The organism is Mesorhizobium sp. RCAM 05104 (assembly GCF_059683645.1).
The window spans coordinates 5,105,974-5,129,493 of sequence record NZ_CM185033.1 but is presented as its reverse complement, the minus strand read 5'-3'; the positions used below and the strand labels follow the sequence as shown (position 1 = coordinate 5,129,493).

Annotated in this window: 17 protein-coding genes; 3 read left to right on the top strand and 14 right to left on the bottom strand. The window is 65.2% G+C overall.

All coding sequences use genetic code 11. The annotated features are described in order from the left end of the window. Nucleotides 1-60: 60 nt before the first annotated feature. Nucleotides 61-864, bottom strand: a complete 804-nt coding sequence (locus AC56QP_RS25120) for an N-formylglutamate amidohydrolase (RefSeq protein WP_489863021.1) — start codon at nt 862-864, stop codon at nt 61-63. Between the two features lie 16 nt (nt 865-880). Continuing rightward, the gene (locus AC56QP_RS25115; RefSeq protein WP_489863022.1) at nt 881-2,290 is read right to left on the bottom strand and encodes an aldehyde dehydrogenase family protein; all 1,410 of its coding nucleotides are present in this window, start codon (nt 2,288-2,290) and stop codon (nt 881-883) included. 156 nt (nt 2,291-2,446) lie between these two features. On the opposite strand from AC56QP_RS25115, the gene AC56QP_RS25110 reads away from it, so the two are divergent. After that, the gene (locus tag AC56QP_RS25110; RefSeq protein WP_489863023.1) at nt 2,447-3,205 is read left to right on the top strand and encodes an SDR family NAD(P)-dependent oxidoreductase; all 759 of its coding nucleotides are present in this window, start codon (nt 2,447-2,449) and stop codon (nt 3,203-3,205) included. On the opposite strand, the gene AC56QP_RS25105 is transcribed toward AC56QP_RS25110, so the two are convergent. After that, on the bottom strand, nt 3,156-3,875 hold the full coding sequence (locus tag AC56QP_RS25105) for a hypothetical protein (protein ID WP_497100998.1): 720 nt from the start codon (nt 3,873-3,875) through the stop codon (nt 3,156-3,158). The genes AC56QP_RS25110 and AC56QP_RS25105 overlap by 50 nt on opposite strands. On the opposite strand from AC56QP_RS25105, the gene AC56QP_RS25100 reads away from it, so the two are divergent. Next, the gene (locus tag AC56QP_RS25100; RefSeq protein ID WP_497100999.1) at nt 3,867-4,592 is read left to right on the top strand and encodes a hypothetical protein; all 726 of its coding nucleotides are present in this window, start codon (nt 3,867-3,869) and stop codon (nt 4,590-4,592) included. The genes AC56QP_RS25105 and AC56QP_RS25100 overlap by 9 nt on opposite strands. A 213-nt stretch (nt 4,593-4,805) precedes the next feature. Here the strand turns inward: AC56QP_RS25100 and amaB are convergent, their stop codons facing one another. The 9 genes from amaB to AC56QP_RS25055 form a co-directional block, all read right to left on the bottom strand. Then, nucleotides 4,806-6,320: an L-piperidine-6-carboxylate dehydrogenase gene (amaB, locus tag AC56QP_RS25095; protein ID WP_489863026.1), complete on the bottom strand. Its 1,515-nt coding sequence runs from the start codon at nt 6,318-6,320 to the stop codon at nt 4,806-4,808. Nucleotides 6,321-6,494: 174 nt separating this feature from the next. Continuing rightward, nucleotides 6,495-7,769 carry an RNA polymerase sigma factor gene (locus AC56QP_RS25090; protein WP_489863027.1) on the bottom strand — a complete coding sequence of 425 codons (1,275 nt, stop codon included), beginning with the start codon at nt 7,767-7,769 and terminating at the stop codon, nt 6,495-6,497. Continuing rightward, nucleotides 7,766-8,140, bottom strand: coding sequence for a YciI family protein (locus AC56QP_RS25085; protein WP_091577722.1), 375 nt, complete (start codon nt 8,138-8,140; stop codon nt 7,766-7,768). The genes AC56QP_RS25090 and AC56QP_RS25085 overlap by 4 nt, the downstream gene beginning before the upstream one ends. A gap of 106 nt (nt 8,141-8,246) precedes the next feature. Then, a complete protein-coding gene (locus AC56QP_RS25080; protein WP_489863028.1) occupies nt 8,247-9,353 on the bottom strand; it encodes a DNA topoisomerase IB in 1,107 nt (368 codons plus the stop codon). Between the two features lie 107 nt (nt 9,354-9,460). Further along, entirely contained in the window at nt 9,461-10,399 is a 939-nt protein-coding gene (locus AC56QP_RS25075; protein ID WP_489863029.1) for a glycosyltransferase family 2 protein, read from the bottom strand. Nucleotides 10,400-10,541: 142 nt separating this feature from the next. Next, nucleotides 10,542-11,426 (bottom strand): transglutaminase family protein, encoded by an 885-nt coding sequence (locus tag AC56QP_RS25070; protein WP_489863030.1) that lies wholly within the window; start codon nt 11,424-11,426, stop codon nt 10,542-10,544. A gap of 3 nt (nt 11,427-11,429) precedes the next feature. Further along, nucleotides 11,430-13,841 (bottom strand): circularly permuted type 2 ATP-grasp protein, encoded by a 2,412-nt coding sequence (locus tag AC56QP_RS25065; RefSeq protein ID WP_489863031.1) that lies wholly within the window; start codon nt 13,839-13,841, stop codon nt 11,430-11,432. 6 nt (nt 13,842-13,847) lie between these two features. Then, a complete protein-coding gene (locus AC56QP_RS25060; RefSeq protein ID WP_497103680.1) occupies nt 13,848-17,207 on the bottom strand; it encodes a transglutaminase family protein in 3,360 nt (1,119 codons plus the stop codon). Nucleotides 17,208-17,457: 250 nt separating this feature from the next. After that, a complete protein-coding gene (locus AC56QP_RS25055; protein ID WP_489863032.1) occupies nt 17,458-18,654 on the bottom strand; it encodes an acyl-CoA dehydrogenase in 1,197 nt (398 codons plus the stop codon). 156 nt (nt 18,655-18,810) lie between these two features. Here AC56QP_RS25055 and AC56QP_RS25050 point away from each other — a divergent pair, with 156 nt between their 5' ends. Continuing rightward, nucleotides 18,811-19,722 carry a LysR family transcriptional regulator gene (locus AC56QP_RS25050; protein ID WP_489863522.1) on the top strand — a complete coding sequence of 304 codons (912 nt, stop codon included), beginning with the start codon at nt 18,811-18,813 and terminating at the stop codon, nt 19,720-19,722. Here the strand turns inward: AC56QP_RS25050 and AC56QP_RS25045 are convergent, their stop codons facing one another. After that, nucleotides 19,723-22,047, bottom strand: a complete 2,325-nt coding sequence (locus AC56QP_RS25045; protein ID WP_489863523.1) for a Tex family protein — start codon at nt 22,045-22,047, stop codon at nt 19,723-19,725. A 273-nt stretch (nt 22,048-22,320) separates the two neighbouring features. Continuing rightward, nucleotides 22,321-23,502: a serine hydrolase domain-containing protein gene (locus tag AC56QP_RS25040; protein WP_489863033.1), complete on the bottom strand. Its 1,182-nt coding sequence runs from the start codon at nt 23,500-23,502 to the stop codon at nt 22,321-22,323. Nucleotides 23,503-23,520 lie beyond the last annotated feature (18 nt).

Below are 23,520 nucleotides of genomic sequence, written 5' to 3'. Positions count from 1 at the left end.
TTGGCTGTCGTGTTTCCAATTCGACAAGCTCTAGCGGCGTGGCATGGGGGCGTCCAGCCTTTAGACGGCTATGGCTGGTTTCGGCCATAACGACATCGCTACGGTGGCAAAGACACCCTCCAGGGTGCGGCTGACGAGTTCGAATGTTTCCGGATCGGAAAGCAGGTCGTTGCGGACTTCGAGATAGAGGCAGGGCCTGCCTTGCGCGAGCCCGTGCCGGTTCAGCGTGTAGCCGACGGCCTGACGCCAGTCGTACGGCTCGTTGTCGCCGATCCTCAACCCGGCCTCCGCGCCCTGCGCGCCAAGGGTTTTCAGCACCGAGGTGACGAAGGGGGACGGCTCCCGCCACAGCACGCCAATGTCGACGTTACGCCGCACGCCGCCCATCACCGGGGTGAAGGAATGCACCGAGATCAGCGCCTGCCTGCCCGCCGCCGCCTCGATGACCGCCTGTTCGACCGGCTCCCAGGCAACAAGGGTGCGCAGCCGGCGGTCGGTCGCGTCGGGCGCCAGATTGCCGGGCACCGGAATGCCGCCGAGATCCGGGCGCATGAAGTCCCACTCGCTGGCCGGGCGGTTGTAGTCGAGGAACAGCCGCGAATAATGCGCGACCACGGCCGGCGCCCGCAACGTTTGCGAGAGCCGGCGCGTCAAGGCGTCGACGCCGATGTCGACGGCGAAATGCGTGCCGAGATAGGGCACTGCCAGGCCGAGATCATGCCATGGCGCGGGCACCAGATTGCCGGCATGTTCGGCGATCAGCAGATAGGGGCTGGCCGCCTCCGTGCGCAGCCGCTCGACGCCGGCCGCGGCCAGCGTGGTGATGGTCGCATCATCAAGCCCTGCAAGGCTCGCCACGTTCATCTTGCCACTCCCCGGATCAACCGATGACGGAGCGGACATGATAGGCCTTCGCCGCTGTCGCTTCCGCCAGGCCGGCGCGGCCATTGGTGCGGCCGAGGCCGGAATTCTTGATGCCGCCCCAGGGCAGGTGCAGGTCGGCGTGGTCGCAGCGGTTGAGATAGACGGTGCCGGCCTCGACGTCGTCGAGCAGCGCCACGCCGCGCTCGACATCCCTGGTCCAGATACTGGCGCTGAGGCCGAAATCGCTGTCGTTCATCAGGCCGATCGCCTGCTCGTCGCCGCTGACGGACTGGACGCAGGCCACCGGCCCGAACAGCTCGTCGCGCATGATCTGCATGCTGTGGTCGACGCCGACCAGCACCTCCGGCGCGACATAGGCGGTCCCGAGGCCAGAAGCCTTGGCGATGCCGTCCTGCGGCATCAGGCGCCGGGCCCCTGCCCGCACCGCCTGTTCGGTGAGATCGCGGATCGTGTCGGCGGCGCTCGCGCGCACCACCGGGCCGATCATCGGCTTCTCGTCAAAGGGATGGCCGATGGTCCATTTCGCCGTCTCGGCAACCAGGGCTTCGACAAAGCGGTCATGGATGGCCTTGTCGACATAGATGCGCTCGACCGAGCAGCAGGACTGCCCGGCATTGGAATAGGTGCCTTCGGCGATCTGCGGGATCGTCGCCTCGAGGTCGGCGTCGGCCCGGACATAGGTCGGATCCTTGCCGCCGAGTTCGAGATGCACCTGGGTGAAGGTGCCGGCGGCGGCGGCATGAACGCGCCGGCCGCCATTGACCGAACCGATGAAGTTCACCGCGTTGAAGGCGCCCGATGCGATCAGGCGCTCGGCATCGGCATGATCGAGATGCAGGCTCTGGAACACGCCCTCGGGACCGCCGGCGGCACGGAAGGCTTCCTCAGCCTGCTCGGCAATCAGCGGCGTCTGCGGCGAATGCTTGAAGATCACGACATTGCCGGCCGCAAGCGGCGCCGTGACGAGATAGCCGAGCATGGCGGTCGGGTAATTCCAGGCGCAGATCGACAGATGCAGGCCCCCCGCCGTCGGCCGGGCATAGCGGCGGAGGGTTTCGTCCGAGGGGTAAGGCACGTCGGCCAGCGTCTCCGGCGCGATGTCGGCAAGCAGTTGCCCGACCAGCGCCAGGCGCGGCGTCTCGTCGGCCTGCCACAAGGGCCGGCCGATCTGCCATGCCACCATCTCGGCCAGCGGCGTTGCCCGCGCCTTCATCTCCTCGCCGAAGCGCAGCAGGATCGCCAGCCTGTCGGCCAGCTTTATCCGCCGCCAGGACGGCAAGGCGGCACGGGCGCGGATGAGCGCCGCCTCGATTGCGGCGCCGTCGGCATAGGCACGCGTCGTGTAGGTCGAACCGTCGACGGGAGAGGTCACGGAGAAGGTCCGCGCGCCGGAATGCAGGTCCATGGTCGTGAAATCCATTCGAGCTGAGAGAGGATCGATCCCGGTACGATATCGCTATTTTCCATTTTGGCAAATTTTTTCTAATACCGCTTGATGGAATTTTTATCCGCCCCTATTGTCCCGACATCGCGCGTTGGCGGAGCACATGAGGGGTTGCAGATGATCGTTTATGATTTCACCGGCAGGCATGCGGTCGTCGCCGGGGCAGGCGGCGGCATGGGCGAAGCCATCACGCTGGCGCTGCTCGATGCCGGCGCCTCCGTCACCGCCATCGACGTGAAGCCACGTCCTTCGTCGCTTGCCTCCTATGACGACAGGGTCGCCTTCGCGCAGGGCGATCTCACCGACGCCGCCTTCGTCGAACAGGTCGTCGGCACGGCTGGCCGCGAGCGCGGTGGCATCGACTATCTCGCCAATGTCGCTGGCGTGCTGTGGTTCGGTCGCGACAAGTCGGCTCTCGAGATGGATCTCGACGTGTGGGACGAGGTGTTCAGGATCAATCTGAAGTCGTTCGTGCACACCGCGCGGTCGGTCGTCCCCCATATGCGCTCGGGCGGCCGCGGTGGTGCCATGGTGCACTTCTCGACCATCCAGTGGTATCGCGGCGATGCCAACCCGCAGGACGCCTACCAGGCATCGAAAGCCGGCGTCTGCGCGCTCTCGAAATCGCTCGCCATGCAGCTCGCCGGCGAGCGCATCCGCTCCAACGCCATCTGCCCCGGCATGGCGCTGACCCCGCTGCAGGCGCGCTGGGACACCGAGGAAAAGCGCTCGGCCGTGGCGAGCTACGCACCGCTCGGCCGCATCGGCACGCCGCAGGACATGGCCAACGCGGCACTGTTCCTGCTTTCCGACGCGGCGAGCTACATCACCGGCATCGAGCTTGCTGTCGATGGCGGCTTGCTGATGCGCATGTAGCCGGCATGCCCGCCAAAGGGTCGTGATAGCGGCAACCGAGACGAATGGCCGGCCGGCAAGGCCAGGCTGAATCCGTCCACTCGCCGCGATGGCCGGGATGATCAGGCTGCCTTGCGCGATGGCATGGGTTGCCGGGTCCGTTCACCGGCGTCGCCAGCGTGGACGGCGCGACACCAACTGTGCCGCCATTGACCAGCCCCAGACCGCCAATCGCATCGATGGGCGGCGGAATGGGCATGCCTTGCGTTCGGCTTTGTGCATCCGCCATGAAATCCGAAGCGACGACGCCGGTGTCGTGGTTCGAATTGGCCGCATCGGTGGTGGTGACCTGCCCGATCGCATAGACTCCAACAGCCTCGCCCGAGTCGCGGTCGCCGGCAGCGCCGTCAAGCGCACCGGCCATCAACCGGTCGTGATCGACAATGCCTGTTCTCCGCATTTGGTACGTATGGACACACGTTTTGAAGGCTGAAAAATGGGGAACACGACTCCGTTGTCGGAGTTGAAGAGAAACACGAGGAGCATAGCGCTGAATCTGGAAGACATTGCCGGCCATCCGGCCTTGCACCGTTGCGTTCAGGAACAGTCGCTGGCGCTGATCCGAATTTATGAAGATAGCCCGCGGCTCGCTTCTATTTTTGCCACGCAGCAACGTTGGCTGATGGGTCATGTCGGCCTTGCCATGCATTTCAGGCGGGACCCGAACGACCGCCGCAAGGACCTGACGGTATCGCGTTTCATCGAGTTCGTGCACCAGCACGCGGTGGCCAGCCGCAACACGGCGGACGCTTTCATCAAGGAGATGCTGCACTACAACATCGCCGAGTATGTATCGGGCGGGGACGGGCGCACGCACCCCTTGCAGCCGACTGCGGCGACCGTGCAGACATTCACGGGCTGGGTTCTTGCCCATCTGCGGACGCTGGATCATCTCGATGGTGGCGACCGGCTGGCCAGGTTCCTGGAGCGGCCCGACATGGTTTCCAGGCTGCAGCCCATGGTGGCGGACGGCCTGCTTGCCTCCAAGCCGGTGCGCGAACCCAACCAGACCTTTTCGCTGTTCATCTGGCTCAACAATGGCGGCATCGTCATGGACTGGCTGATGTCGGGCATCGATCCCGATGATGCCGGCCTGGACCGGATCCCGACCAGCGTGGTTTCGATCGGCGACTTCGCAAGATGGCTCAAGCTCTCGCGGACCCATCTTGCCCGCAAGTTGCGCGATGCCGAGAATCTCGGCAGCATCGGCTGGCTCGGCCAGCGCGGCCATTCGGTGATGTGGGTCTCGAACACCTTCTTCCAGGAATACATGACCGTCCAGGCCGCCAAGCTGGCCATTGTCGATGCCGCTTTCGACGCCTGTTTTCCGGCATCCCGGATCGGCTGAACGTTCCCTCTGACTGCGGCTGGCGGCGGCGCCAATCGGCAATTCGCCACATGGCTCAAGCTGTCGCGAACCCATGCCGAAAGACCTCGGCAGTGGCGGCTGGCTCGGTCAGCGCAGGCAGTTGATCGGTGCGGCATCCCCCATGCGGGGGATGCACAGAGCTGATCGCTCGGCGATTAGTCACGCACTAGCGACGAGCAGGCGTCGGCGTTCTCAATCGATGTCGAAGGAGACGCCCTGGGCGAGCGGCAGCGCCTTGGAATAGTTCACCGTGTTGGTGGCGCGGCGCATATAGGCCTTCCATGCATCCGAGCCGCTCTCGCGGCCGCCACCGGTTTCCTTTTCGCCACCGAAGGCACCGCCGATTTCGGCTCCCGACGTGCCGATGTTGACGTTGGCGATGCCGCAATCCGAACCGTCGACACCGAGGAAGCGCTCGGATTCCTGCAGGTCGCGGGTGAAGATCGACGACGACAGGCCAGCGCCCACCGCATTGTGCTCATCGAGCACGGCGTCGAAATCCGAATATTTCATCACATAGAGGATCGGCGCGAAGGTCTCTTCCGTCACCGGGGCCACCTGCTTCGGCATTTCAACCAGCGCCGGATGCACATAGTAGGCATCCGGATGACCATTCTCGACCCGCGTGCCGCCAGTCACCTTGCCGCCATGGGCGCTGGCTTCCTTCAGCGCCTTCTGCATAGCGTCGAAGGCAGCCTTGTCGATCAGCGGCCCGACCAGCGAGGAGGTCTCCAGCGGATTGCCGACCGACACGCTTTCGTAAGCCTTCTTGAGACGTGGAACCAGGGCGTCATAGACGCTGTCATGCACGAACAGGCGCCGCAGCGTCGTGCAGCGCTGTCCGGCCGTACCCATGGCGCCGAAGGCGATGGCGCGCAGCGCCATGTCGAGATCGGCGGTCGGACAGACGATGCCGGCATTGTTGCCGCCGAGTTCCAGCACGGCGCGGGCAAAGCGCTTGGCCAGGCGCGGGCCGACATCGCGGCCCATGCGGGTCGAGCCGGTGGCCGAGACCAGCGGCACCTTGGGATGGTCGACCAGGATTTCGCCGACGGCGCGATCGCCGAGCAGCACCGGCGCCAGCCCCTGCGGCGCATCCGTGCCGAAACGCTTGACCGCGCGCGCGAAAATCGCCTCGCACGCGAGCGCCGTCAGCGGCGTCTTCTCGGACGGCTTCCACACCACCGCGTCGCCACAGACCAGCGCCAGCGCCGCGTTCCACGACCATACCGCGACCGGGAAGTTGAAGGCGGAAATGACACCGACGACGCCCAGCGGATGCCAGGTTTCCATCATGCGGTGGCCCGGACGTTCGGTGGCGATGGTCAGGCCGTATAATTGCCGGGAAAGACCGACGGCGAAATCACAGATGTCGATCATCTCCTGCACTTCGCCGAGGCCCTCGGACGGGATCTTGCCGACCTCGATCGACACCAGCCGGCCAAGCTCGGCCTTGTGCGCGCGCAGTTCCTCGCCGAGCAGGCGTACCAGCTCGCCGCGACGCGGACCCGGCACCAGCCGCCAGGACTGGAACGCCTTGTGCGCGGCATCGATGGTCTTGGCCGCGTCAGCCGGCGAGATGGTCTTCAGCGCCGCGATCTGTTCGCCCGTCACCGGGCTGCGCACGACGAGGTCGCCACCAACAAGCGCCTCCCTGGCAACGCCCAGTTTCGCCAGCAGTTCGGTCGTTTCCTTCGCAATCGTCATTTTTGTCCCTTTCAGATCCGTTCGCCATCATATGGCTCCGGTCAAAGCCTTGCGCTCTGTGTGCCGACGGGCACATCAGCGCTGTCATGGCGTGGCATTACTCGTTTCAGGGCAAAATCGCCACCCCGGCATGGTCCAAGCCGGACGCAGACCGTTGAACCAGAGGCAGCCGCGTCATTTTGCCGAGCGGGCAGCCCCCCGCACCGCACCGTCTTTCATCAAGCGGTCGATATGCATGCGGATATGGGCGGCCTCCGCCGCCGTGTTGGCAAGCGAAATGGCGCGGTCGAAGGCAACGCGCGCCTCTTCGCCCCGGTCGAGTTGCATCAGCAGGCCGCCCTTGAGGCCGAAGAAGTGGAAATAGCCGGAAAGCCTCTGTTCGAGCGGCTCGATCATGGCAAGCGCCGCTTCCGGGCCGCGCACCTTGGAGACCGCGACCGCACGGTTGAGCGTGACCACCGGCGACGGCTGCATCTGTTCGAGCAGACCGTACAGCAGATCGATCTCCACCCAGTCGGTATCCTCGGCCTTCTCGGCTCGCGCATGCAGCGCGCCGATCGCCGCCTGCACCTGGTAGGGGCCAGGCTTGCGATGGCGCAGCGCCTTGTCGACCAGCGCCAGCCCCTCGTCGATCATCTTGCGGCTCCACAGGCTGCGATCCTGGTCCTCGAGCAGGACAATCTCGCCGTTCTCGTCGAAACGGGCCGGTGCGCGCGCATGCTGCAGAAGCAGCAGCGCCGTCAGCCCCATGACCTCCGGCTCGGTCTGGAACAGCCGCAGCAACAGCCGGGCCAGCCGGATCGCCTCCTCGCACAGCGGCGCGCGGGCCGGTGCCTCGCCGCTGTTGGTCGAATAGCCCTCGTTGAAGATCAGGTAGACCATTGCCGCGACGGCGGCGAGCCGCTCGGAGCGCTCGACAGCGTCCGGCGTCTCGAACGGCACGCCGGCATCGGCGATGCGCGCCTTGGCGCGGGTGATGCGCTGCTCCATGGCGCTTTCGCCGACCAGGAAGGCGCGCGCGATCTGTTTGACGGTGAGGCCGGAGACAACGCGCAGCGCAACCGCGATCTGCTGCGTCGGCGGAAGATCGGGATGACAGCAGATGAACAGCAGCCGCAAGATGTCGTCGCGGTAATGCGCCCCGTCCAGCCGCTCGGCTATGTCGCTTTCGGCGTCTTCCAGATCGGAGATCTGGTCCTCTTCCGGCATCGGCGCCTGCTTGGCACGCTTGCGCACCGCATCGATGCCGCTGTTGCGGCCGACGAAGATCAGCCAGGCCGCCGGATCGCGCGGCGGCCCGTTTTGCGGCCAGTTCTTCAGCGCCCTGAGACACGCGTCCTGGAAAGCTTCCTCCGCGGTATCGAGGTCGCGGAAGTAACGCAGCAGCGCGCCCATCGCTTGCGGGCGGGCGGCGCTGATCGCCGAGCTGATCCAGGCGAGCTCGGTCATGCGGGAACCTTGCGGGGATTGAAGACCGACACCGGCCGGATCTCATAGGAGCCACCGCTCGGATTGACCTCGGAAAGCTCGCGCGCGAACTCCACGGCCTCGTCGAGATCGGCGCATTCGAGCGTGTAGAAGCCGAGGAACTGCTCCTTGGTCTCGGCGAACGGACCGTCGATGACGACCGCTTCGCCCTTGACCTTCCTCAGCGTCGTTGCCGCCGTGGTCGGCAGCAGCCGTGCCACCGGGCCAAGCCGGCCGGCCTTGGCGTACTTGTCCTGGACATCGAGGAGCTTGGCCATGACGTCGTCGTCCTGCGCCTTGCTCCACGAGCTGACGACATCTTCGGAAGCATAGCAGAGGATTGCGTAGAGCATTGCTGGTCCTTTTCTCTGTCAAAGGACGAAACACTAGGACCGATCCCGACAGTGCGTCGATAAAAAAATCCGGGCGCCGCGGAATTGGTGACCGCCGTGCCGTGCGTCAGCGCTCGTGCGTCTTCAGCCACCTCAGCACCAGCGCTTCCTCGTCATCGAGACCGTCAATCGAGCGCTTGCGCTTGTTGGCCTCCATCATTTCGTCGAGTAGCCGGCCTTGCGCCCAGGCCTCGAAGATCTGCGGGTGGATATAGCATTTGCGGCAGACGGCGCGCGTGTTGCCCAGCCGCTCGGCGACCTTGTCGATGACGCCGTTCATCACCTGCTTTTGCTGCGAGCGGCTTTCTGGCAATTCCGTCCGTGCAAACAGGGACGCCGCACGGATGGTGCCGCCCCATGTCCGGAAATGCTTGGAGCTGAAATCGGTGCCCACGGCCTCCCGGATAAACCAATTGACGTCCTCGGAATGGACCGGCCGCCTGTTGCCGTCTTCATCGAGATACTGGAACAGTTTCTGACCTGGCAGTTCCTGCGCCCCGCGAACGATCCTGGCAATGCGGCGGTCGACCAGCTTCAGTTTCCATTGCTTGCCGGACTTGCCCTTGAAAGCGAAACGCAGGCTTGAGCCGACGATATCGACATGGCGGTCGCGCAAGGTCGTCAGCCCGAAACTCTTGTTGTCGCGGGCGTAGGCGGCATTGCCCACCCGTATCATCGTATTGTCGAGCAGCCAGACGACCGCCGCGACGACGCGCTCGAGCGGCAAGCCGCGACGGCGCAGATCGGCGTCGACCCGGCGCCGCAGTTCGGGCAGGCTTTCGGCGAATCCGGCAAGGCTCGAATATTTGGCGCCATCACGCTCGTCGGCCCATTGTGGATGATAGCGGTATTGCTTGCGTCCACGCTGGTCCCTGCCGGTCGCCTGGATATGGCCATCGGCATCGGGCGAAATCCAGACATCCGTCCAGGCCGGTGGAATGGCGATCGCCTCGATGCGTGCCCTGTTGGCGTCCGAGACTGCGCGTCCATCTGGTCCCTTGTAGGAAAATCCCTTGCCCGTCTTCACCCGGCGGATACCGGGCTCGGCATCACTGACATAGGTCAGGGCGGCATGATCGGCCGAAGTTTGCGCCCCACTGTTCAGCGCATCATTTTTCGCCACGGCATCTTCGTCAGCCGACCGGCCGTGCGACAGCCCGGATCTTTGCAACATGTCCGCTCCACGCAAATATCCGTAGATAAGCCGCTGGCTGATTGCTGGTTCCACATATCGTCCGAAAAGTCGGCGGCCGGGAGCGGCGGTGCTGACGAGCCTAACGCCTACAGAGCGCCTTGCAGCTGGGTCGATGGCGCGGACAAGCGTCGCCGCGCGGCGAGCTTGAACTTGTAGCGCAGGCAGCGCCAGGCCTCCGACCGTCGCTTCGGCGCGGCCGCGGCCACCGCCAGGAAGCGCGCCGCGGTGTCCAGGTCGCCGCGCGCATAGTGGACGCGGGCGATTTTGAGGGCGACAAGCCCTTCCCTGGTCTTGAGCGCCGATACCGGGATATTGCAATCGGTGAGTGTGTGCAGTTCACGGCGCCAATCCAGGAAGCGCCGCACCGGATTCATGGCAAAGCGGTCGTCGGAACGCGCCACCGAAACCTCATAGACCATGACCGGGTCGGGAATCATGGCCAGGGATGCCCTGCTCATCAGCCGTGCCCAGAACAACGTGTCTTCGTCAAAGGCCAGTCCGACCGGGAACCGCGTCTCGCCGATCAGGCGCCGCGAAGCCAGCACGCTGCCAACGGCGACCGACCGTATATCGCCTTTGACATAGGCCGAAGCGTTTGCGTGGCAGGCGGCCTGATAGCCGTTCGGCACCTTGATCTGCCGATTCTGGCCGTTCACCCGGCGCCGATAGGCGCCAACGATCATATCGGCCTTCGGTTGATTCTCCGCCTGCCGCAGCAGCGCGCGCAATCCACCCTGAAGATGCAGGTCATCGGCGTCGATCAGGTATACCCAGGGATAGCGCGCCTCCGCCAGCGCCACATTGCGGGCGCCGCCGGCATCGCGGCAATCGGCCGGCAGCACGCGCAGCGGCAGGGACAGTTGCGCCGCGGCCTGCTGCGCGACAGCCACCGTGCTGTCCGTCGATGCATCGTCGACCAGCAGGATCTCGCCGATGACCACGGCCTCGCTACCAAGCGACGCCAGCGTTGTCGCGATGGTGGTCGCCGCGTTGTAGGCAGGAATGACGACGCTGACCGCTCTCAATTACAAAACCCCGCATTGATGTGTTCCAAGAACATACAATTACTGTCGACCTCGAAACGGATGTAGACTAGCGGTCACATCGATGTTTGAGAAGCGGTCTTATCCACCTAGAATTGTACCGGTGGGGCCGTTGGGTTCGGTTCTACGCCTTTTCGAGCACGACCGGAATGACGTCGACAGCCTGCTCGCCGACTTGTCCGCCGGTGGTCTTGAGAACGCCGACGATCGGCGCCACGTCCGAATAGTCGCGCCCATAGCCGACGGTGATATGGTCGTTGCTCGCCCGCATGCCATTGGTCGGGTCGAACTCCTGCCAGCCGGCATCGCGCCCGCACCAGACCTTGACCCAGGCATGCATGGCATCGGCGCCCTCCAGCCGGGGCTTGCCCTTCGGCGGGATGGTGCGCAGGAAGCCGCTGACATAGCCGGCTGGAATGCCGAGCCCGCGCAGGCCGGCGATCATGATGTGCGAAAAGTCCTGGCAGACGCCGCGTTTCAGCCGGAAGGCATCGCTGGCCCGGGTTCGCACCGTCGTCGCCTCGCCATCATAGGTGAAATCGCGATGGATGCGATTGCAGAGCTTCATTGCCGTGCCGGCGGCCGAGCTGGCAATGCTGTCTTGCGCGTAGCCGGTGATCGCTCCGTCGATGCCGGAATGAGCGCTGCCGGCCAGAAAATGGTGAGGCGAGGACGGCGCCAGCGACCGCACAGCGGCGAGCTCCTGCCTGAGCCGGCCGATATCGGGCGATACGTCGAGCCCGGGCTCGGGCCGCGACACCGATACGCGCGCGCTCATCCTGATGTCGAGCGCGTCATGCGCGTCGCGAAAGGCGATCGAGGTGACGTTGTTGCCGAAGAAGTCGGAAAAGTCAGAACGTTCATTGGGTGCCGGCGCAAAGGACAAGGATGCGGCGATGACGCGCTGCACGCCGGAAATCGTCGACGGCAACACGCGAATCTGATGGCGACCGCCGCCGGCCGCCGCCGCATAATCATAGTGGAGATGAAGCCTGATGTCGTAGAGCATGCGCTATCCGAAGTAGGCCTTGGCGAGGCTGTTGTAGAGGCCGCCGATTTCATAGGCGAGATCGTCCAGAGCCTTTGCCGTCATGTCCGAAGGCTCCTTGATGGCGATCTGCGTGTTGAGCTGCAGGATTTCCTTGGCCGCAGGCGACATGTGCCCCTCGCCGCCAACCGAAGGCAAAAGGCCGATCTCGGCCTTCAGCCTTTCGAGCTGGAACAGGATGGAACGCGGATTGAGCGGGTCGAGTGCCAGAAGATCGATCACCGTGCGCCGGCCGGTCTGCACCGGATACTGCCGGCGGTGGGTCATCACGCTGTCGCCGATCTCCAGCATCATGTCGAGCGCGCCATCCGGCGCCTTGGCACTGGTCAGCCGGGACAGCGTGCGGGCGATCTGGATGCCGCGCTCCAGCCGCCGGCCGATCTCGAGGAAACGCCAGCCGGCGAAGCGGTACATGTTCTCGTGCAGCAGGCCGGAGAAACCGGCGAGCTTGCGCAGGATCACCGTCATCGCCCGGGTCGCATCGTCACCCGGTGCCACCGTCGTCGCGAACTGATGGATGGTCTTCGACAGGTCCTTGAGCGCCAGCCAGCCATCGGGCGAGAAGCGGTCGCGGATCTGCCCGGCGCTGTAGACGGCGCTATCGAGCGTGCCGATCAGCCCTGGTGGGATCGCCGTCTCGACATCGATGCCGAACGGCTCGAGATAGTCCCTGATGTCGGCGAGCAGCGGCATGTCGGGATCGGACGTTTCGGCCAGCCGCACATGGTAGGCGCGCAGGATGCGCACCGTGTCTTCGGAGCGCTCGATGTAGCGGCCGAGCCAGGTCAGGTTTTCCGCCGCCCGGCTGGGCAGGCTGCCCGGCCTGGTGCGGGTGAAGCTGTCGCTCTCTTGCGGCAGCAGCGTCTCGCGCTCCACCGGCCTATCGCTGACCACCCAGACATCCGCCGCCTGGCCGCCGCGCTGCATGGCGATCGCCGTCGGATCGAGCGACAGACCGACGCGGGCAAAGCCGCCCGGCATCACCGTCCAGCCCTCAGGGGTTCGTGCCAGATAGACGCGCAGGCTCGCCGGACGCGGCTCCAGCCAGCCGCCGACAAAAACGGGGGTCGTTGAAAGCGTCACCGCTTCCTGGCCGACGAAGTCACCGCCGCCGCGTTCGATGCGCGCCACCAACTCCGCCCGCTCGCCGGCGGACAGCGCCGAGCCCAGCTTGGTCGAATCGTCATCCTCGAAGGCAAGCCGGGTCGACAGCGCCGGGCCAATCACCATGCGGTCGATATTGGCCAGCACATGCGCACGCTCCGTCTCCTGGCCACACCACCACGTGGCGACGCTTGGCAAGAGAAGCTCCTCGCCCCGCAAGGCGCGTGAAATCTTGGGCAGGAAGGCGAGCAGCGCCCGCGTTTCCATCAGACCCGAGCCCAGCGCGTTGACGGTGGCAACCGCGCCCTGGCGGATCGCCTCGACCAGCCCCGGCGTGCCGATCTGCGAATCCGGGCGCAGTTCGAGCGGATCGGCGAAGGCAGCATCGAGCCGCCGCCACAACACGCTGATTGGCATCAGGCCGGAAACCGTGCGCACCATCAGCTTGCCGCCGGAAACAGTCAGGTCCTCGCCTTCGAGCAGCATGATGCCGAGATAGCGGGCGATATAGGCGTGTTCGTAGTAGGTCTCGTTGAGCGGCCCCGGCGTCAGGATGGCGACCCGGCCGCCGGTCTCCTCGGCCATGCCGATCAGCGCGTCGCGAAAGCGGCGGAAGAAGCCGGCAAGACGATGCACATGCATCTCGCCATAGATGTCGGACAGCGCGCGCGTGGTGGCGACGCGGTTCTCGAGCGCGAAGCCGGCGCCGGACGGGGCCTGGGTGCGGTCGCCAAGCACCCACCACTGGCCGTCGGGCCCGCGGCCGAGTTCGAAGGCGCAGAAATGCAGGAAATGGCCGCTGGCCGGCACGGTGCCGACAACGGGACGCAGATATTCCGGGCTGGCGGCGATCAACCCAGCCGGCAGGATGCCTTTTTCGACAAGCCGGTTCGGCCCGTAAATATCGGCGATGGTTTCCTCGAACAGCTCGGCGCGCTGCACGAGGCCGGCACTGATGTCGGCCCATTCCTTGTCCTCGATCAGCAGCGGCACATGCGCCAGCGGCCATTCGCGCTCATTGGCGCCGGCCTTGTCGTAGACACGGTAATAGACACCGGCGTCGCGCAGATACTGATCGGCGCGGGCGAAGCGCTGGCCGAGCGTTTCAGGCCCCAATTCGTCGAGCGCCTCGATGAAGTCCTTCCAGACCGGACGGGGGTTGCCTGAAGCATCGACCATCTCGTCGACGACGCCGTCGATCGGCTGGTAGTGTTCCAGCAGGCTGTGGATCTGCGGCTTGCCGCGTATCCTCTTGTGATTCCCCTTTGCCATCGCTGATCAGAGTCTTGCCGGCCGCCGAAGGTCAAGGGTCATCGGGAAATCTTCCGCCGGTTGTTCCTCGCGCAGCACATAGCCGGACGGCGTGTGGCCGCGCGGTTCGAAGCGGGCGAGCCGCCGTGCCTCCGCCTCGTTGCCGTTGACCGGGAAGGTGTCGTAGTTGCGCCCGCCGGGATGCGCGACATGGTAGACGCAGCCACCGACCGCACGGCCCGACCAGCGGTCATAGATGTCGAAGACCAGCGGCGTGTTGACCGGCAGCGCCGGATGCAGGCCCGAAGCTGGCTGCCAGGCCTTGAAGCGCACACCGGCCACCGCCACCTCGCGGTTGTCGGTGACCTTCATCGGCACGATGCGGCCGTTGCAGACGATGGCATGGCGTTCCGGATTGAGGCCTTCGGTCTTGACCTGCAGCCGCTCGACCGAGGAATCGACGAAACGCACGGTGCCGCCGATGGCGCCTTGCTCGCCCATGACATGCCACGGCTCCAGCGCCTGCCGCAACTCCAGCTTGATGCCGGCATGCTGCACCTCGCCGCAATACGGGAAGCGGAACTCGAGCTGGGCGTCGAACCATTCCGGACGGAACTCGAAACCGTTGAGCTTGAGATCGTCGAGCACGTCGAGAAAATCGGCCCAGACATAATGTGGCAGCATGAAACGATCGTGCAGCGACGTGCCCCAGCGCACGAAGCGGCCGTCGAGCGGGTTCTTCCACGCGCGGGCAATAATGGCACGGACCAGAAGCTGCTGCGCCAGCGACATGCGCGAATTGGGCGGCATCTCGAAGCCGCGGAATTCGACCAGGCCGAGCCGGCCGGTCGGGCCATCCGGCGAGAACAGTTTGTCGATGCAGATTTCCGAGCGGTGCGTGTTGCCGGTGACGTCGGTCAACAGGTTGCGGAACAGCCTGTCGACCAGCCACGGCAGGGGTGCCGCGCCCTTGTCCGGATGCGGCACCTGCGCCATGGCGATCTCGAGCTCGTAGAGCGAATCGTGACGGGCTTCGTCGAAGCGCGGTGCCTGGCTGGTCGGGCCGATGAACAGGCCGGAGAACAGGTAGGACAGCGACGGATGCCGCTGCCATTGCAGCACCAGGCTCTTCAACAAATCGGGCCGGCGCAGGAACGGGCTGTCATTGGGCGTTGCACCGCCGACCACGACATGGTTGCCGCCGCCTGTGCCGGTGTGGCGGCCGTCGATCATGAACTTGTCGGCGCCGAGCCGCGTCAACCGCGCCTCCTCGTAGATCGCCGTCGTCGTCGCCACGCAATCCTGCCAGTTGGAAGCCGGATGGATGTTGACCTCGATGACGCCGGGGTCGGGGGCGACGCGGATGACGTTGAGGCGCGGATCGTGCGGCGGTCCATAGCCCTCGATATGCACGGGCAGGCCGATCGCCTTTGCCGCGTTTTCGGCCGCCGCGACCAGCTCCAGATAGTCCTCCAGCGCCTCGACCGGCGGCATGAACACGCAGAGCCGCCCGTCGCGCGGTTCAACCGAAAGCGCGGTGCGCACCGCGCCGCCGATCTCGGTGATCTCCTGCTCGACCCGGTCCTGCTGGCCGGTCGCCGGCGTGAACGACGCCGCCTGCTGGCGGTGCGCCATTTCATCGGCGCCTTCCAGCCCTGCCGGAGCAACGGTGGGCAAAATAGCCTCGCGTGCCAGCAGCGGCCCGCGCGGCAGCGAGGGATCGACCGGCACGATATAGGGGAACTGCGCCGGCGGCACATAGGGCAGCGTGCCGAGCGGCAAGCGGTAGCCGACCGGTGAATCGCCCGGCACCAGGAACAGCCGGCCGCGCCGCGTCTTCCATTTTTCCGAGCGCCAGCGCGGTCCGGACGCCTGGCTGTTCCAGCGCTGCACCGGCAGCACATAGCCCGACGGCTTGGTCAGCCCGCGTTCGAACACTTTCGCCATGCGGCTGCGCTCTTCCGGGTCTTCGAGCTTGGAATTGGACGGATCGACATTATCAGGCAGCTTGCCTTCCTTGAGCAGCCACTCGGCCGGGTCCTCATAGGCTTCGCTGACCATGGTCTTGTCGATGCCGAGTTCGCCGGCGATCGCGGTGAGCAGGCTCTCGGCCTGCTTCGGCCCGATATCGGCTTCGCTCTTTTCACGCGCGATCAGCGACGGATCGCTCCATACCGGCTCGCCGTCGGCGCGCCAGTAAAGCGAGAAGGTCCAGCGCGGCAGGCTCTCGCCGGGATACCATTTGCCCTGGCCGTAATGCAGGAAGCCGCCGGGCGCGAACCGTTCGCGCAGTTTGCGGATCAGCGCGTCGGCCTTTTCGCGCTTGGTCGGACCGACGGCGGCGGTGTTCCATTCGGCAGACTCGAAATCATCGATAGACACGAAGGTCGGCTCGCCGCCCATCGTCAGCCGCACGTCTCCGGCCGCAAGTGCCGCATCGACCTTGTTGCCGAGCGCATCGAGCGCCTGCCAGCTTTCGTCCGAGAACGGCTTGGTGATGCGCGGATGCTCGGCGATGCGGTCGACCCGCATCTCGAAACCGAACTCCACGTTGGCGAAGCTCGCCATGCCGGAAATAGGGGCCGCATTGCGGAAATGCGGCGTGGCGGCGAGCGGCACATGGCTTTCGCCGGTGAGCAGGCCGGAGGTCGGGTCGAAGCCGATCCAGCCGGCGCCGGGAAGATAGACCTCGCACCAGGCATGCAGATCGGTGAAGTCGACAGCGGTTCCCGGCGGTCCATCGAGCGCGACGAGATCGGGCTTGAGCTGGATCAGGTAGCCGGAGACGAAGCGCGCGGCGATGCCGAGACTGCGCAGGATCTGCACCAGCAGCCAGCTCGAATCGCGGCACGATCCCTTGGCCGCGGCCAGCGTTTCCTCCGGCGAGAACACGCCGGTCTCCATGCGCACGATATAGGCGATCTCGCGCTGCAGCCGGGCATTGAGGTCGACGAGGAAATTGACCGTGTTCTTCGGGCTGGTGTCGATGGTTTTCAGGAATGCCGAGAGCAGCGGTCCCGCCGGTTCGGGTGTCCGGTAGATGGTGAGATCGTCGCGTATCTCTTCCGGGTACTCGAACGGAAATGTCTCGGCCGACGGTTCGACGAAGAAATCGAACGGATTGTAGACCGTCATGTCGGCGACGAGGTCGACCTCGATCTTCAGCTCCGTCACCGGCTCGGGAAAGACGAAGCGGGCGAGGAAGTTGCCGTAGGGGTCCTGCTGCAGGTTGACGAAGTGGTTTGCCGGCTCGACCTTGAGCGAATGGCTCAACACCTTGGTGCGGGAGTGCGGCGCCGGCTGCAGCCTGATGACCTGAGGGCCGAGAACCACCGGCCGGTCATATTTGTAGTGGGTCAGGTGGTAGACGGCTGCCAGAATTGCCATGGTGCCCCGGAAGTCGGCGTTTCGATCGCCGAACCCTGACACATCTGCCGGCCATTCTCCAAGCAGAGATGTTGCGGTGCACCTAATTTAAGCAGCCGAAGCCGGCTTAAGGCGTGTTGAGATTCAGGTCAGGCCCTGTCGAAAATGGTTGATACCGAGAACCGGAGCGGAGCGTACTTTTCGGACGTGAGCACCGGAAGCGCAGGAAACCGCCATTTGCAGGCCGGCATCACCTGAATATCGACACAGCTTAGAAGAACGCCTGGATGCCTGTCTGCGCCCTGCCGAGGATCAGCGCATGCACGTCGTGCGTGCCCTCATAGGTGTTGACCGTCTCCAGGTTCTGCGCGTGGCGCATGACGTGGTAGCCGATCTGGATGCCGTTGCCGCCATGCATGTCGCGGGCCTGGCGGGCGATGTCGAGCGCCTTACCGCAATTGTTGCGCTTGACGATCGAGATCATTTCCGGCGCCATCTTGCCTTCGTCCATCAGCCGCCCGACCCGCAACGACGCCTGCAGCGCCAGGGCAATCTCGGTCTGCATGTCGGCGAGCTTCTTCTGGTAAAGCTGCGTGCCGGCCAGCGGCTTGCCGAACTGCTTGCGGTCGAGGCCGTACTGGCGGGCGCGGTGCCAGCAATCTTCCGCGGCTCCCATCGAGCCCCAGGAGATGCCGTAGCGAGCCCGGTTGAGGCAGCCGAACGGGCCGCCAAGGCCCCTGGCGTTGGGCAGCAGCGCATCCTCGCCGACTTCGACGCCTTCCATCACCACTTCGCCGGTGATCGACGCCCGCAGCGACAGCTTGCCGCCGATCTTCGGCGCCGAAAGCCCCTTCATGCCCTTTTCCAGCACGAAGCCGCGAATCTCGTCCTTGCCGTTCTCGCCCTTCAACTTCGCCCAGACGACGAACACGTCGGCGATCGGCGCGTTGGAAATCCACATCTTGGAGCCGCTGAGCTTGTAGCCGTTCGCCGTCTTCTCGGCGCGCGTCTTCATGCCGCCTGGGTCCGAGCCTGCATCCGGCTCGGTCAGGCCGAAGCAGCCAATCCACTCACCGCTGGCGAGCTTGGGCAGGTACTTCTTGCGCTGCTCTTCGGAGCCATAGGCGTGAATCGGGTACATCACCAGCGAGGACTGGACGCTCATCATCGAGCGGTAGCCGGAATCGACGCGCTCGACCTCGCGCGCCACCAGCCCGTAAGTCACATAATTGGCGCCGAGACCACCATACTCTTCCGGGATGGTGATGCCGAGCAGGCCGGCCTCGCCCATCTCGCGAAAGATGCCGGCATCGGTCTTTTCATTGAGATAGGCGTCCTCGATCCTGGGCGCCAGCTTGTCGGCGGCGAAAGCCGCCGCACCGTCGCGCACCATGCGCTCGTCTTCCGAAAGCTGGTCCTCGATCAGGAACGGGTCTTCCCAGACGAATGTATTCTTGTCGGCGGCCATGGCGTTCTCCCAGACTCGTGCATGCCGACCAAAGTGCTCAGTGGCTTTGGGAACAACGACACGCGTGAAGCAAAATCTTGGCCCGGCTTATCGGCCCGCGGCCTGAAAAAATCAAACGAAATTGCTTCACCGATCAATGAGCGTTAGTAATGGATGATGAATGTCCAGCGCCGCCTTTTGCCCAACATCAGCGCTCTTGCCGCCTTCGAGGCGGTGGCTCGTCTTGGCAGCTTCACCGCCGCCGCCCAGGAACTGGACCTCACCCAGGGCGCCGTCAGCCGGCAGATAAGATTGCTGGAGGATCAATTCGGCCGCCGGCTGTTCGAGCGCGACAGCCGCAATGTCAGGCTGTCGGCACCGGGTGAAATCTACGCCGAGGCGGTGCGTTCGGCGCTTGGCCAATTGCGTGATGCAGCGCTCGGATTGATGAGCAATCGGCATAGTGGCATCCTGAACCTGGCCATCCTGCCGACCTTCGGCACGCGCTGGCTGATGCCGATGATCCCCAATTTTGTCGAAAACAACCCTGATATCACCATCAACTTCGTCACTCGCGTTGGCCGCTTCGACTTCGCTCGCGAGCGGCTGGATGCCGCCATCCACTATGGCTTGCCCGACTGGCCCGAGGCCGACTCGACGCTGCTGGTGCGCGAGACGGTGGCGCCTGTCGCATCACCCGAATTCCTCGCCGGCCGCGCCATCGCCACCCCGGCCGATATCGGCCGCTTGCCGCTGCTGCACATGGCGACGCGTCCTGGCGCCTGGACCGAATGGTTCGAGCATCAGGGCCTGAGCGCGCCGACCGGGCCGGGCATGCAGTTCGAACAGTTCGGCACCGCCGCCCAGGCCTGCATGGCGGGACTCGGCGTGGCGCTGTTGCCGCTGATCCTCATCGCTGGCGAATTGCAGCGCGGCCAGCTGGTGCCGGCACCCGGCCAGCCCATGCAGAGCCGCAGCGCCTATTATCTCGTCGTCCCCCACGACAAGCGCGGCCATCCGCCCGTCGCCAGCTTTCGTGACTGGCTGCTGGGCCAGGTTGAGAAAGAGCCGGCCGTTCTGGCGTGGTAGCTACTTCCGCTTCAGCGCATCGGCCAGCGCCGCACCGAACGCGCCTTGCTGGGCCGGGCGTTCCGGCTGGCGCTGTGGCGCCGGCGAACGTGGCGCTGGCCTGCCGCCGCCATTGTCGCGCGGCCCGCCTTTCGGTGCGCCACCCTCGCCACCATCCTTGCGCATGGAGAGCGCGATGCGCTTGCGCTTGATGTCAACGTCGACGACGCGCACCTTGACCACGTCGCCAGCCTTGACCACCTCATGCGCGTCCTTGATGAACCGGTCGGCGAGTTGCGAGACGTGCACCAGTCCGTCCTGGTGCACGCCAATATCGACGAAGGCGCCGAAGGCGGCGACATTGGTGACGGTGCCTTCCAGCAGCATGCCGGGCTTCAAATCCTTGATGTCGTCGATGCCGTCGGCGAATGTCGCGGTCTTGAAACCGGGTCGCGGATCGCGGCCAGGCTTTTCCAGCTCCGCCAGGATGTCGCGCACCGTCGGCAGGCCGAAACGCTCATCGACGAAGACACGCGGGTCGAGCGCTTTGAGCGCGGCACTGTCGCCCATCAATGAGCGGACATCGCGCCCGCAGGCGGCAACGATCTTCTTGGCCACGCCATAGGCCTCCGGATGCACCGACGAGGCATCGAGCGGCTCGCTGCCATTGGCAATGCGCAGGAAGCCGGCGGATTGTTCGAACGCGCGCGGTCCAAGGCGCGGCACCTTCAACAGGTCGCGCCGGCTGGCGAAGGGTCCGGTCGCATCGCGATGCGCGACGATGGCGTCGGCCAGCGATGCGCCGAGACCCGAGACTCGCGCCAGCAACGGCGCCGAAGCGGTGTTGAGATCGACGCCAACCGCGTTGACCGCGTCCTCGACCACCGCTTCCAGCGAACGGCCGAGCCGGTACTGGTCGACATCATGCTGGTACTGGCCGACGCCGATCGACTTGGGCTCGATCTTGACCAGTTCGGCGAGCGGATCCTGCAGGCGCCGCGCGATCGACACCGCGCCGCGCAGCGACACGTCGAGGCCGGGGAATTCCGCTGCCGCCGTCGCCGATGCCGAATAGACCGAGGCGCCCGCTTCGCTGACGATCACCTTGAGCGGCTTCGGCCCTGAATCCGACGGCATGTCGGACAGCATGTCCGCCACCAGCTTTTCCGTCTCGCGGCTGCCGGTGCCGTTGCCGATCGAAATCAGCTCGACCTTGTGCAGGCGAATGAGCTTGGCGAGTTCCGCCTGCGTGCCACGCACATCGTTCTTCGGCGGAAACGGATAGACCGTCGTCGTTGTCAGCACCTTGCCGGTGCCGTCCACCACAGCCACCTTGATGCCGGTGCGGATGCCGGGATCCAGGCCCATCGTGGCACGCGAACCGGCGGGCGCGGCCAACAACAGATCCTTGAGGTTGCGGGCAAAGACGTGGATCGCTTCCTCCTCGGCCCGCTCGCGCAGGTCGCGCATCAGGTCGAGCGTCAGGTGCAGCGACAGTTTGATCCGCCAGGTCCAACCGGCGACCTCCATCAACCAGCGATCGCCCGGCAGGCTGCCGCCGATGGCATAGGCATTGGCGATCATCCGCTCGACCGGCTTCACCGGCGAGGTGTCATCGGCATCGACCTCGATATCGAGCGACAGCACTTCCTCGTTGCGGCCGCGCAGCATTGCCAGCGCCCGGTGGCTCGGCACATTTGCCCAGCGCTCGACATGGTCGAAATAGTCGGAGAACTTCGCGCCAGCCTCCTGCTTGCCGTCGACCACCCTGGCGCGCATGAAGGCGCGCTCCTTCATGTAGGTCCGCAATTTGCCGACCAGGTCGGCATTCTCGGCGAATTGTTCCGACAGGATATCGCGCGCACCGTCGAGCGCCGCCTTGGCGTCGGCCACCTCCTCGGTGACATAGGTGAGCGCCAGCTCGGCAGGCACCAATGCGCGGTTCGCGAGGATGGCCTCCGCCAGTGGCCCCAGCCCACGCTCCCTGGCAATCTCGGCCTTGGTGCGCCGCTTCGGCTTGTAAGGCAGATAGATGTCTTCCAGTTCCGCCTTGGTGGTGGCGGCGATGATCTTGCCTTCAAGCTCCGTGGTCAGCTTGCCCTGCTCGCGGATGGAACCGAGGATGGTGTCGCGGCGCGCGTCGAGTTCGCGCAGATAGGCAAGACGCTCGGAAAGCAGCCGCAGCTGCGTATCGTCCAGCCCGCCGGTCACCTCCTTGCGGTAACGCGCCACGAACGGAACCGTCGCGCCCTCGTCGAGCAGTTCGATCGCCGCGGCCGCCTGTTCGGGCCGCGCGGCGATCTCGGCCGCGATGATGGCTGCGATGCGCTTGATGTCGGATGCCATGTCGTTCCTGCTCTCGTCGAAAAGAGCGGCGACCATAGGCGCAGACTTCCAGTCCGCCAACCGCCGCGTTTCCATCAGTCCGGCGGTCCACAGGAAAGCACGGGCTGACTTGGCGCTCAGGCGCGGTCTTAAGGTGTGTTGAGATTCAGGTTAGGCCGAGGCGAAAACGATGGCTTTCGAGAACCGGAGCGGAGCGGACATTCAGGTCCGTGAGCACCGGAAGCGCAGAAAGCCGTCGTTTGCAGGCCGGCATCACCTGAATATCAGCACACCTTAGACCATCCGGCTCAGGGCCTCGAAAAAGGCGACGATCTCGACATCGAGCGGATCGTCGACCGGCTCCGGCTGCGACGACATCTTGGCGATCACCACTTCGGCCTTCGGATCGACATAGAGCCATTGGCCATGTATGCCGATGCCGCAATAGGCGCCGTTCTCGGCACCGGTCTGGTACCATTTGTTGCGATAGCGGCCCTTGGGAAACAGCAGCGCCATCGTGCCGCGCTGCCAGGCTTCGGAACTGCCGCCGGTGCTGGTCGTGTCGCGCACCCAGGCCTCCGGCACGATGCGCTGGCCATTGGCCATGCCGCCTTGCCGCATCATTTCGCCGACACGGGCCAGATCGCGCGGCGTCACCGAAATGCCGCCGGCGGTACGCGCCGTGCCTTCCATGTCGACGCCGATCGAGGCTTCGCTGAAGGCGCCGAGCGGCAGCCACAGCTTCTCGCGCATCAGGTCGTTGAAGCGCTGGCCGGACGCCCGCTCGAGCAGGATGCCGAGCAGGTCGGAATTGGGCGAGCGGTAGCGGAAGGTCTGGCCATGCGGCTCGGCCAGCCGCCGCAGCGTCAGGATGAATTCGCGCAGGCTTTCCGTGCCGCCGCCCGGGTTCCACAGCGTGGCGCGGCGATAGCGGGCAAAGGCGCTTTCCGGGTCCAGATAGGCTTCCTCGAAATCGAGGCTGACGCTCATGTCGAGCACATGCCGCACGCTCGCATCGCCATAGGCTGAGCCAGCGGCTTCAGGGATGTAGGCCGTCACCGGCGCTTCCGGGTCGAACGACCCCTCGCCTTCCAGTATGCCGGCGACAATCGCGGTCAGCGACTTGCTGATCGAAAAGATGATGTGGCGGGCGCCGAAATCCATGTGCGGCGCGAACCAGTCGCCGACGATCTGGCCACCCTTCATCACCGTCAGCGCATCGGTGCTCGATCGTACGAGGAACTCGGCCACCGTCTCGGGAGCGCTCGCCACCGTGACCTTGTCGCCAAGCAGGCCACTCAGATCCCGCACCGGCGCCTCGACGACGCCCGGCGCTGCCGCCACGCGTGCGGTCGGCACCAGTTCGCCCAGATTCTGGAACGACCAGCGGTTGAACGGGTTTTCGCGCCAGTTGGCGAGCAGCACCTCGTTGCGGCGGAAGCCATGGCGGGTCTCGAACGCGGTCTTGCCGGTCATGGCGTTTCCTTCCGGGTC